Origin of the sequence: Streptomyces purpurogeneiscleroticus (assembly GCF_020024005.1) — a bacterium.
GTDB classification, from domain to species: Bacteria; Actinomycetota; Actinomycetes; order Streptomycetales; family Streptomycetaceae; genus Streptomyces; species Streptomyces purpurogeneiscleroticus.
The window spans coordinates 1-11,338 of the sequence record NZ_NHSG01000445.1 but is presented as its reverse complement, the minus strand read 5'-3'; the positions used below and the strand labels follow the sequence as shown (position 1 = coordinate 11,338).

Below are 11,338 nucleotides of genomic sequence, written 5' to 3'. Positions count from 1 at the left end.
GCCAGGACCCCCCGCTCCAAGCTGAGATCAACTCCCCGCAGCACCGGCCGGCGACGGTAGGCATGATGCACACCACTCACCTGCATGACATCGGTTTCCTTCCGGGTTGTCTCGCACGCTTTCCCAGACAGGCGCAGCGATCACACGAGAGACGACGCACCGGCGGCCCACGACCGGCTGTCCTGGCACCCCTATCACCGCAACCACGTCCCACCGCCGTGGGCCCGCTCTGCGCCCCGAGCCCTCCAGGTCCGACACGACGTGCCTGCCGCGCCGCACACCAACAATGAGAGCTCCACTCCCGCCTAACGACTGTGGCCACGCCGCGATGCGCCGCCGTTCGTGTCGGGGCGGCCCTTGCCAGGGGTACACCGCCCCGGCCAAACCTCCGACATACCCACGCTCGTTAGAGATGATCAGCACTCAATACAAACGACCAAAACTGATCACACAACTGCCAACCTGACAACCCACACGTCAACACCCACAGGTCAACGGCGCGACGGGCCAGCGCGGCGCCGCCCCACGCGTCCGTCTACTGCGGCGAGCCAGCCATCTAACTGATCACCGCAGGTCACAACGCCCCTCCAGATCAGAAATAGCCCTCCTGGACAGCGCCGCACTACGGGAACTAGGCATCGACTGGGCATAACAGGGACCACCAGTTCCTCTTCCGCGTTCGTTGCTCCAGCATTCAGAGAATCACGCAGCACCTCGGCCTGGTGGGTGAACTGCTCTGGACGGCGCGATGTGCGATCGCTCAGGTTGCTGCTGTCTGCTGAGCGCGGGTCGTGCTGCTGAGGAGTGGGCGTACGGCCAGGCAGACCTCGACCAGCCGCTCCACCTGCGCGTCGGTGAGGCCGGCATGCAGCGATACCCGCATCGTTGCTCGGCGCCGTGAAGTGGCCGGCGGGCCGAACGGCGACGGGAACACCCCGCGGGACATCATCGCGTCGCGCAGTTTGATGGCCTGCCGCTCCGTTCCGGCCTCCAGCGGGAGGATCTGTGTCTGCGAGCCGTGCAGATCGATCCCGCCGGCCGTCAGCTCCTGCCGTACCCACTCGGTGACATGGTGCAGTCGCTCGCGCCGCCACCCGTCCTCCCGTACGGCGGCAAGCGCGGCCTGCAGGCCGGCCAGATCGTGTGGCAGCAGGGTGGAACTGAATACCGCTGGATACGACTCGTGCTTGAAGTAGTCGACGAAGTCGGGGTCGCAGCAGGTGATCAGTCCAGCCCGGCCGGCGAACGCCTTCGACAGGCTGACGGTGCGGAAGTGCACCGCGTCCTGCAGGCCGAGCGCCGCGACGATGCCCTCGCCCCGCTCCCCGTGCACCCCCAGCGAGTGCGACTCGTCGACGAGCAACACGCAGCTGCTCTCCGCGGCGATGACGGCGAGTTCCGCCAGTGGAGCGAGGCTGCCGTCCGACGAGTACACCCCGTCGACGGCGATGATGCCGGGGCCGTGGTCGGCGATGCGCCGGCGCAGATGGGCGAGGTCGTTGTGGCGGAACAGCCGGGTCTTGGCCCGTGCCGCGTGGGCTCCCTCCCACAGGGACATGTGCGCGATGACATCGATGTAGACCGGTGTCGACGGGTCGGCGATGGCCTGCAGCAGGCCGGTGTTGGCGGCCCAGCCGGACTGGCAGAGGATGCCGGCCGGGGCACCCATGTGCGCGGCCAGCTCCTGCTCCAAGGACAGCTGCGGATGGTCGCCGAAGAGGAGGATGCCGGACATCAGGGTGCTGGTGCCCGCGGCGTCGAGCCGTCCGGTCATGGCCTCGATGATGCGGCGGTCGCGCGCCAGGTGCAGGTAGTCGTTGTTGTCGACGATCACGGCGTCCGGTCCCGGGGGACGCCCCCAGAAGAGGTGGTCTCCGCCCCAGTCCTTGGGGACCCGGTAACGGATGAAACGGTCTACGCGGTGGCGCGACTGGGGCGGAATGGGGATGACCATGTCGAGGGCGTGCCCATCCCGGCGTCAGGCATTCCGGGCGGGGAACAGGTCACCCCGATGGGGTGCACACAGGTATACCGCGCGCCCTGCAAACCACCCGCGCGGGGCGCGTTCGGTCGCTCGCGCACGGGCATGCCTCCCCCGGCCGGGCGGGAATCCGACCCGTCCCGGGTTCTGAGGAGGACGCATGACGGAAGCGATCACGAAGACCACCGACATCCTCGACCGCAAGCTGGAACGGGCGTTTGAGCTGATGGATTCGGACGCCAACGGTGAGCTGGTCGAGGGCGATCTGCTGGTCCTCGCCGACCGGCTGGCGGCGGCCTTCGAGAGGGGGGACGACCCCGCTCGCAAGGAGCGGCTGCGCAACGCCTTGCGCCGGATCTGGCAGGACCATCTCGCAGGTATGGACGACGACGGTAACGGCTATGTGGACGTCGCCGAGTTCACCCGCGGGTTCCGGGCGGCCGCGAGTGAGAACCGGGGGAAGTTCCTTGCCGATCTGAGCGAGGTCGTCGCCGCTTGGATGGATCTCGTCGACGTCAACGGCAACGGACGGATCGACGTTGACGAGTATCGGCTCATGTACGAGTCGGCCTTCGGGATTACGCCCGAGGACCTGGAGTACGGCTTCCGGCAGTTGGACCACGACGACAGCGGAGAGCTGGACGAGCAGGAGCTGCGGCAGGCCACCGAGGAGTACTACACGAGCAGCAAGCCCGACTCACCCGGAAACTGGCTCTTCGGGCCCCTCTGAGCCCCTGCTCAGGGCTCAGGCCCCGTCCGGGGCGTCCCGGAAGGCGGTTCCCCCGACCTCAAGGCCGACGGCAGTCTGCCCGAGATCCAGCCCGGTGTGCTGTTGGACTGCGACGACATCGGCAAGTGGCTTCAGCAGCAAAAACAGCCGGGCACGTGGGCTCGGCTCCTGCCCGAGCAGCAGGAACGGCTGTCCACGCTGGGCATCAAGCCACTCGAGGAGGTGTCTCCCGCCCCGGCAGCAAGCGACGGGAAGGCCCGACCAAGGCGAGCAGGCGTTCCAGCGGGCCTGAAAGCCTCGCGCAGTGGGTGGAGCGGGAAGGTGCCGACCGGGCAATGCCTCGCGGCCACAGCGAGGAAATCGCGATCGCCGGCGAGGCGCAGCCGGTGGTCGTGAAGCTGGGCGTATCGGTCTCCAACACCAAGTCAAGGCGCGACAAACCCACCCAGGAACAGCTGGACGCGCTACGGCAGCTGGGCGTGGAGTGGGCGGAATGAGCGACGGTCGATCGGTGGGTGAGCGCTCTACACTCGCCATATGAGTTGGTCAGCCTCTCTGCCTGCTCTGCTCGGTACGGTCCTCGGCGCCTCAGTCACTTCGCTGGCCGAACGCATTCGATGGCGCCGCGAGCGCGCTCTTCTCTCACAGAAGACCCGGCGTGAGGTCTACGCCGCCTACCTCGCAGCGCTGCACACTGGGAGCGAGGGAATACGAGCCGTCGTGCTGGGGGGGCGCCACGGCCGCAGACCGTCTGTCCGCGGCCGGAGATACCTTTCGCGTGGCCGGGGTGTACCAGGCTCGCGAACATGTATCTCTGTTGGCTTCCGCAGCCGTGGCGTACAGCGCAGGACAGGCTCTCTCACCAGGACCGTGCGGCGCACGCCACCGGCGTTGCCGAGAGGAGTAAGGCTGCTGGCGACCATCGGTTGGTCTCCATGGCTGAGTGGGGTCGTGGCCTGGGCCCCGGAGAAGGGACCGCACATCATGGGGGGTGAGGCAATGTTGGTCAGAGCCTGCCGCCCTGCCGCCCTGCCGCCCGGCCGCCGGAGTCACGATGTCGTACGACAATCTGGTCACCGTTCTCGCGGTGGCCGCCGGCGTCCCATTCCTCCTTGCCATGGTGCCCCGAGTCCCCCTCCCTGGGCCGGTCCTCGAAATCGTGGCCGGCGTCGTCCTTGGTCCGGCGGTGCTGAATCTGGTGCAGCCGGACGCCACCGTTCAGGCGTTGTCGATCATCGGACTGAGCTTCCTGCTGTTCCTTGCCGGGCTCGAGATCGATTTCCAGCAACTGCACGGGCCGCGGGCGCGGCTCGTCGGTATGGGCCTGGCGGGCACAGTTGCGCTGGCGGGGGCCGTTGGCTGGGGGCTGGACTTCGCCGGTCTGGTCGAGAGCCCACTGCTGATCGGCACGGCGCTGGTGGCCACGTCATTGGGGCTTCTGGTTCCGATCCTGAAGGACGCCGACGCGGTCGACCGGCCAGTCGGCCAACTGATCATCGGTGGAGCCTCTGCAGGTGAGATCAGCGCTGTGGTGCTGCTGTCGTTGTTCTTCTCAGAGCATTCATCGGGTCCGGCCTCCAGGCTGCTTCTGTTGCTCGGCCTTGCTTGCCTGGTGACGCTCATCGTGGTGGCATCGATGCGTGCAGGGCGCTCCATGTGGCTGTCCCAGGCCGTAGTGCACCTGGCGGACACGAGCGCCCAGATCCGGGTCCGCTTGACAATGGTGCTGATTGTTGGTCTGTCCGCGGTCGCTCTGCATCTCGGATTCGAAGCCATTTTGGGTGCCTTCATTGCGGGGGCCGTGCTGCGGCTGGTCGACCCCGACGCCGAACAGACGCATCCGCAGTTCCACGTCAAACTGGCGGGCCTCGGCTATGGATTCCTTGTCCCGGTCTTCTTCGTGACCAGCGGTATCCAGTTCGACCTGGGAGCGCTGTTCGCGGACGCCGGGACGGTGCTGCGGATACCGATGTTCCTCGCCGCGCTCCTCCTTGTTCGTGGACTGCCTGCGTTGGCCTACCGCAGCGCGGGCCTCTCGCGTGGGGAAATCATGGCCAGCGGACTCTTGCAGGCCACTTCCCTCCCCGTGATCGTGGCGGCGACAACGATCGGGTTGAGGCTGGACGCGATCCGACCGGCCAACGCAGCCGCGCTGGTGGCAGCGGGCCTCATGTCCGTGATCGTGTTTCCCCTGGCGGCGCTGCCCTTGCTGAACCATTCACAGAGATCCGCGAGGCGGGGAAGGGAGGAGGAGCCGCATTGATGTCTGCCGAGACGCTGGCTGTGCTGCGCGATGTGCTGGAGTATGGAAGCCGCCCACTTCGGAGAATGGGGGCACAACATGCCCGTCATTTCGCGCGGATTCCGCGGCCGAGCGCGGGATACCCAGCACAGACTGCCTCCCGGGCAGTACGAGACCACCGACTTCCCCGTTCTTTCCGCAGGACCCACCCCCACCGTGAACCTTGACGAGTGGGAGTTCACCATCCGCACAGAGACGGGCGTACGGCACAGCTGGAACTGGGCGGAGTTCATGGCGTTGCCCAGCCAGACGCCGACCGTTGACCTGCACTGTGTCACCAAGTGGTCGAAGTTCGACACGGAGTGGCAGGGAGTGTCCTTGGACGTCCTTATGGAGGACGTGGAGACCAGTGCCGAATACACGCTCGTTCAGTCCTACGGCGATTACTCCACCAACGTGCCCCTGGAGGACCTTCTCGACGGGCAGGCATGGATCGCGTACCGCTACGACGGCGAGGAACTCGCGCCGGAGCACGGCGGCCCCGCCAGGCTGCTGATTCCGCACCTGTACTTCTGGAAGTCCGCCAAGTGGGTGCACGGCATCCAGCTGCTCGCCGAGGAAGAACGGGGCTTCTGGGAGAACATCGGCTACCACGACTATGGGGACCCATGGCGCGAGCAGCGGTATCACGGCGACTAGGCGACCGGCTGCGCTGGAAGACAGCCCGTCTGACCGACAGGCGCGTCGAGTCCGAGGCGGCGCGCACGCTTGTTTTCGAGGTGCCCGGCTGGCCGGGTCATCTGGCGGGACAGCATGTCGATGTGCGACTCACGGCGGAGGACGGCTACAGCACACAGCGCAGTTACTCACTGGCGTCGGCCCCCGAGGGCGAGAGCGTCGAGCTGACCGTTCAGCGCTTCAAGGAAGGCGAGGTCTCTCCGTACCTGACGGACGAACTCGCAGTGGGCGACGTGGTGGAACTGCGCGGGCCGGTCGGCGGCTGGTTCGTGTGGCGCCCGGAGCAGAAGGAACCGATTCTGCTTGTGGGCGGCGGCTCCGGCCTGGTGCCACTGATGGCGATGATCCGCATGCGCCGCGCGGTCGCCAGCCGTACGCCCTTCCGGTTGGTGTACTCCGTACGCAGCCCTGAGCACCAGCTCTTCACAGCCGAGTTGAGACGGGACGACCCGGGCCTCGACAAGACGTACCTCTATACCCGCCTCACCCCACCACAGTGGCCGCGGCCCCCCGGGCAGATCACCGCTTCGGACCTGTCAAGCACCGGGTGGCCACCGGACTTCGAACCCACCTGCTACGTCTGCGGTCCCACCGGCTTCGTCGAAAAAGCCGCCGGCCTGCTGGTGGCCCTCGGCCACCACCCCGCCCGTATCCGCACCGAGCGTTTTGGACCCAGCGGATGAGGAGACACCCATGTCCCTGACGCCTGACTTCCTTGACGGCAATGCCGCCGCAGGGGATCTCGAATCTCTGTTCGGGACCGACATGACCACGGCTTCCGGACGATGCAGCGACTGCAGCAAACAGATGGTTCTGGGCCAAACCCATGCATACCTCGACGGTCCCGGGATGGTGCTGCGCTGTCCCGGCTGCGAGAGCGTTCTGCTTCGCCTGGTCCGCTCCCCCGCCGAGATATGGCTCGACGCCGGCGGACTGGATTACCTCAAGATCCCCACACCGGCATGAACCCATGGCAGACAACAACGACCGCCTGCAAGATCTCGCCTCGCCGATGACGCACCCCCGACATCGTCGACTTCCTGATCGTCACCTTCCTGCGCACCAGCGAGCCTTGCGCCTACCAGTTGCTGTGGCAGCACCGAGCCGAACTCACCGGCACCAGCATCGACATGCCCTCACGCCGCGACCAGCGGCCGGAACAGGGCATCGACCGCTGGCGCACCAGGCTGCAGGGCGCCGGCGTCGCCGAGCAGCCCGGCCGGACCGAGCTGCGCCGGCGTCTGTGCCGGCTGTCGACCGCGGTGCCCTTCCCCCCGTACTGGCAGGAGCGCGGCCGGACCTCGGCGTCATAGGCGGAGTCCGGCCGGGTTATTCGGGCTGGGCCACTCCGGGCATGTACACGGTGCGGCCCGGTGCGCTCCGTCTGGCTCTCCCCCACAGAAAGGGCCACAGCGATGACGACTCATCGCGATCTGCCTGCACCTGAGCACGGGCTCATCCTCACCCACTTCCTGACCGTGCGCGACGTCGCGACATCGCGGCGCTTCTACGCCGACATCTTCGGCGGCGAGGTCGTGCTGGCGGAGAACCCGGTCATCGTGAAGGTAGCCAACAGCTGGATCATCATGAACCCCGGAGGCGGACCCACCCCCGACAAGCCCGGCGTGACCCTTGCACCGCCGGAGAACAACGACACCGTGTCCAGTTTTCTCAACGTCCGCGTCGCCGACATCGGCGCCTTCTACACCAACGCCGTCGCCAAAGGCGCGGAATTCCTCACAGAGCCCCTCGACCGCAAGGCCGAACTGCGCTGCTATCTGCGCGACCCCGACGGTTACCTCATCGAAGTCGGCCAGGCCACCGGCATGCTCCAGGGCGTGTTCGCCGACCCACCCGCCGGATCCGGTCGCTCGCGCAGGTGACCAGGAGTGGGATTTACGCAGGCGCGACGTCTTACTTGTCGCGCCTGCACGCGCGCCGGTCCGCTGTAGGCAAGAGCCGGGCCGCCGTCCCGCTTCACCCACTCCGGAGCACCGAGCAGCTGGTGCGGCGGTAAGCGGGCACGGTTTCTCGGCCGTGAACGGCCGGCTGCCCGCGGGGAAGGGCGATGCACTACGCACAGGACGACACGGCGTTCTACTGGGCGGGGTGACGGCCGGCCAGGCACGAGCAGTCGGTCGACGGCTGAGAAGTGACTGGGATCTACACTGGATAGGACTTGAATCTCACACGAATGCAGCAGGCTTGGAGGGCGCGGTGGCCGAAGGCGTGAAGCAGGCCGCGAAGGACCGGGCGTACGACTACGTCAAGCGCCAAGTGCTGCGCGGGGCGTATGAGGGCGGCGACCTGATCAGTGAAGGCGACGTCTCCAAGGAACTGCAGATGTCACGGACCCCGGTGCGGGAGGCCTTTCTGCGCCTGGAGATCGAGGGGCTGCTGAGGCTCTACCCGCAGCGCGGTGCTCTGGTGGTGGCGGTCTCCCCCCGCGAGATCCGTTCCGTGCTGGAGGCCCGCGAGGTGTTGGAGCAGTTCGCGGTGCGCAAGCTGAGCGACGGTCCTGCCGCACCGCGCGAGGCGCTGGACAAGGAGCTCGCCGAGCATCTGGGCCGGCAGCGTGAGCTGTTCGGCACGGGCGATGTCGAGGGCTTCCTGGAAGAGGACAGACTGTTTCACACGAGCCTGCTCACGGCCGCCGACAACGCTCTGTTCCTGCAGCTCTACACGTCGCTGCGGGACCGGCAGGTCCGCATGATCGCCGATTCCGTCGTGGCCGACCCGGGGCGGAGCGAGACGATCCTGGCCGAGCACGCTGAGATCGCGGAGGCGGTGCGTGCCGGTGACGGCGAACGCGCCCAGGCGGCTGTGCGGGCCCATCTCGCCAGCACACGTGCGGCACTCGGCCTGGCGTAACAGCCGCCTGCCGCTGTCCTGTCCCGGCAAGGGTGCGGCGCCGGAGAGCAGTGCGGTGTGTTCTCCGGCGCCGCCGGGGTGGCCGCCCGAGAGGCAGGGAGGGCGGGCGGCCTGGTCAGCCGGCGTCGTCGACGACGGTGGGGAAGGGGTTGACGCCCCGGATGGCGGCGTCGATCAGCTGGACGGGGTGAACCAGCGGAACGCCCTGGTCGATGTAGCGGCGGATCTGCAGCAGGCAGCCCGCATTCGCGGTGGCGATCGCGTCGGGGTGCGCGTCGTGCAGGTTGGCCGCCTTGCGCCGCCCGAGTTCCTCGGCCTTTTCGGGCTGGACCAGGTTGTAGATGCCGGCCGAGCCGCAGCAGATCTCCGCCTCGGCGATGTCGGCGACCTCCAGGCCGGGAATGGCCCGCAGGACCTGGCGGGGCTGGGAGCGGATGCGCTGGGCGTTGGAGAGGTGGCAGGCGTCGTGGTAGGCGACGCGCAGCGGCAGAGGGTGACGTTCGGCCAGCGGCGTCAGTTCGGCGAGGAGCTCGCTGATATCGCGCACGCGGGCCGAGAACGCGGCCGCCCGCTCCTGGTAGTCCGGGTCGTCGGCCAGCAGATCTCCGTATTCCTTAAGGGTGGAGCCGCAGCCGGCGACGTTGGCGACGACGACGTCGAGGTCGTAGCGCTCGAACATGTCGATGGTTCCGCGCGCCCGTGCCAGACCGTCGTCCTCCTGTCCGGCGTGCATACTCAGGGCGCCGCAGCACTGGCGGTCCTGGGGGATGTAGACGTCGCACCCTTCGGCCGCCAGGACCCGGATGGTCGCGGCGTTGACGTCGCCGAAGAACACGCGCTGGGCGCATCCAGCCAGCAGTCCGACGCGCAGCCGTGCAGGGGCGGTCGTGGTGGCCGCGGCGAAGGCGGGCGTGTGGCGGAAGAGGTTCCGTAGCGTGACCGGGGGCAGCAGGGCCTCCAGGGTCTGCAGCCGGGCGGGCAGGCGTTGGATGATGCCGAGCCGGTGGAGCAGGGCGCGGATGCCGAGCTTTTGGTAGGCGATGCCGCCCAGGGCGGCCAGGCGCAGGCGGGCGGGGTAGGGGAAAAGCTTGAATATGAGGGTGCGGAAGAGCTGGTCGAGGGGTTGGCGAGGGACGTTGCGTTCGATCTGCGGCCGTACGGCCTCGATCAGCTTGTCGTACTGGACGCCGGAGGGGCAGGCGGTGGTGCAGGCCAGGCAGCCCAGGCAGGAGTCGATGCGGGAGCTGAAGGCGTCGTCCAGGGGGATCTCACCCTTGGCCGCCAGATCCATCAGGTAGATGCGGCCGCGCGGGGATTCCATTTCCTCGCCAGTGACCACGTAGGTGGGGCAGGTGGGCAGGCAGAAGCCGCAGTGGACGCAGTCGTCCAGCAGGTTCTGGGCGGGCGGGTGGTGGTCGTCGAAGGACCCGGGGCCTGACTGCGGCTGGTGGGGGGTCTCGCTCATGGCCTCTCCAGAGGTGTCCAGGTGGTGCGGGGTGCTGCCGTCCTCGGCCATGGGGCCGTGCCGGGTAGGGGTGTCACAGCCACGGCGCGAGGCGGCCGGCGCCGAAGCGTGCGCCCGGGTCGAAGTGCCGCTTGATGGCGCGCATGACGGGGACGGCCGGTGAGGGCGGGCCCCACGCATCGGCGTCGGCGGACAGCCCGTCGCGGCGGCGTACGGTCACCGTGGCGCCCAGGCCTGTCGCTTCGGCCCGCACTGCGGTGAGGAACCGGTCGTGGGCGGCGCGGGCTGCGCCGTGGACGCGCAGCGTGTGGACGCCGACGCCGACGCTGCTGGTCGTTTCGAGGTGCAGTCCCCCGCTCGCGGCCAGCATGGTGGCGGCGCCGATGAGTCGGGCGCCGTGAGTGGGCAGGCTTCCGATGCGCAGCACGGTGTCGCCGGGGTGGCCCAGCGTGTTCTCGCGTACGGGCTGCCAGGCGGCGGCCTGCTCGTCGGCCCAGAGCACGTCCCCGGACATGTGGGCGAGTTGGGCGACGGCTGCCAGGCGGTCCTCGACGCCTTCCCGGCCGCCCTCGAAGCGCACCAGCAGATGGTCGTGGCACCACTCCAGGGCTGCGGGCTCCAGGGCCGCGGCGATGATGCGGCCGCCCAGGTGGACGGCGTTGGCGGCAGTGGCGGGGAGGCGGAGGGTGGCGCTGGTGCGCGGCAGCGGATGCAGGCGCAGGACGACGTCGGCCAGGACGCCGAGGGTGCCGAAGGAGCCGTTGAAGAGCTTGGCGAGGTCGTATCCGGCGACATTCTTGATGACGTGCCCGCCGCTGTGGACCTCGGTGCCGTCGGCCAGGACGATCGTCGCGCCGATGACCAGGTCGCGCAGGGTGCCGTAGGCCTGTTGGGCAGGGCCTGCGTCCGCGGTGGCGATCAGCCCGCCGATGGTGGCTCCGGCGTCGGTCCGGGCGGCGTCGAAGGCGACTCGCTGTCCCTGGGCGGCCAGCTCGTGCTGCAGGTGGGCCATCGGGGTACCGGCCCGGACGGCGATGGTCATGTCGGTCGGGTTGTAGCGGATGATGCCCTGCAGTTGGCGTGTGTCCAGGGCGAGGTCGGCGGGAGTGGGTGCAGCGCCCCATCGGCTCGCGGTGCCGGCGGCCACGATGCGGACCTTCGGGTGGCTGGCGGTGGTGTCGGCGAGCAGGGTCTGCAGGTCCGTCAACGTGGCGGGCCGTGCATGCAGCTGGGTGTGAGGTGTGGCCACTGTCATCGTCACATCCGTTCGATCAGGCCAGCTGTTTCCAGCGGGTGGGGGCGGTAGGGGCC

12 protein-coding genes are annotated in these 11,338 nt (G+C 68.3%); 9 read left to right on the top strand and 3 right to left on the bottom strand.

Annotated features, from left to right (window positions below; genetic code table 11):
- Positions 1–760 precede the first annotated feature (760 nt).
- Entirely contained in the window at positions 761–1,954 is a 1,194-nt protein-coding gene (gene cqsA / locus CCS38_RS32935; protein WP_223736997.1) for an alpha-hydroxyketone-type quorum-sensing autoinducer synthase, read from the bottom strand.
- A gap of 187 nt (positions 1,955–2,141) precedes the next feature.
- Here cqsA and CCS38_RS32930 point away from each other — a divergent pair, with 187 nt between their 5' ends.
- The 9 genes from CCS38_RS32930 to CCS38_RS32890 all read left to right on the top strand — a co-directional run bounded on the left by CCS38_RS32930 (position 2,142) and on the right by CCS38_RS32890 (position 8,562).
- A complete protein-coding gene (locus CCS38_RS32930) occupies positions 2,142–2,711 on the top strand; it encodes an EF-hand domain-containing protein (RefSeq protein ID WP_223736995.1) in 570 nt (189 codons plus the stop codon).
- Positions 2,712–3,046: 335 nt separating this feature from the next.
- On the top strand, positions 3,047–3,208 hold the full coding sequence (locus CCS38_RS35815) for a hypothetical protein (RefSeq protein WP_372457186.1): 162 nt from the start codon (positions 3,047–3,049) through the stop codon (positions 3,206–3,208).
- A gap of 557 nt (positions 3,209–3,765) precedes the next feature.
- Positions 3,766–4,974, top strand: coding sequence for a cation:proton antiporter (locus CCS38_RS32920; RefSeq protein WP_223736994.1), 1,209 nt, complete (start codon positions 3,766–3,768; stop codon positions 4,972–4,974).
- Positions 4,975–5,052: 78 nt separating this feature from the next.
- On the top strand, positions 5,053–5,652 hold the full coding sequence (locus CCS38_RS32915; RefSeq protein ID WP_223736993.1) for a sulfite oxidase-like oxidoreductase: 600 nt from the start codon (positions 5,053–5,055) through the stop codon (positions 5,650–5,652).
- Entirely contained in the window at positions 5,622–6,374 is a 753-nt protein-coding gene (locus CCS38_RS32910; protein ID WP_223736991.1) for a ferredoxin reductase, read from the top strand. The genes CCS38_RS32915 and CCS38_RS32910 overlap by 31 nt, the downstream gene beginning before the upstream one ends.
- Positions 6,375–6,384: 10 nt before the next feature.
- The gene (locus CCS38_RS32905; protein WP_223736990.1) at positions 6,385–6,657 is read left to right on the top strand and encodes a DUF6510 family protein; all 273 of its coding nucleotides are present in this window, start codon (positions 6,385–6,387) and stop codon (positions 6,655–6,657) included.
- A 164-nt stretch (positions 6,658–6,821) separates the two neighbouring features.
- A complete protein-coding gene (locus CCS38_RS32900) occupies positions 6,822–7,004 on the top strand; it encodes a hypothetical protein (RefSeq protein WP_223736989.1) in 183 nt (60 codons plus the stop codon).
- A gap of 102 nt (positions 7,005–7,106) precedes the next feature.
- On the top strand, positions 7,107–7,574 hold the full coding sequence (locus CCS38_RS32895; protein ID WP_223736987.1) for a VOC family protein: 468 nt from the start codon (positions 7,107–7,109) through the stop codon (positions 7,572–7,574).
- Between the two features lie 334 nt (positions 7,575–7,908).
- Positions 7,909–8,562, top strand: coding sequence for a GntR family transcriptional regulator (locus CCS38_RS32890; protein WP_223736986.1), 654 nt, complete (start codon positions 7,909–7,911; stop codon positions 8,560–8,562).
- A gap of 115 nt (positions 8,563–8,677) precedes the next feature.
- Here the strand turns inward: CCS38_RS32890 and CCS38_RS32885 are convergent, their stop codons facing one another.
- Both CCS38_RS32885 and CCS38_RS32880 read right to left on the bottom strand, forming a co-directional pair.
- Positions 8,678–10,027 carry a (Fe-S)-binding protein gene (locus CCS38_RS32885; RefSeq protein WP_223736983.1) on the bottom strand — a complete coding sequence of 450 codons (1,350 nt, stop codon included), beginning with the start codon at positions 10,025–10,027 and terminating at the stop codon, positions 8,678–8,680.
- Between the two features lie 73 nt (positions 10,028–10,100).
- On the bottom strand, positions 10,101–11,282 hold the full coding sequence (locus CCS38_RS32880) for an FAD-binding oxidoreductase (protein ID WP_223736982.1): 1,182 nt from the start codon (positions 11,280–11,282) through the stop codon (positions 10,101–10,103).
- Positions 11,283–11,338: the final 56 nt, after the last annotated feature.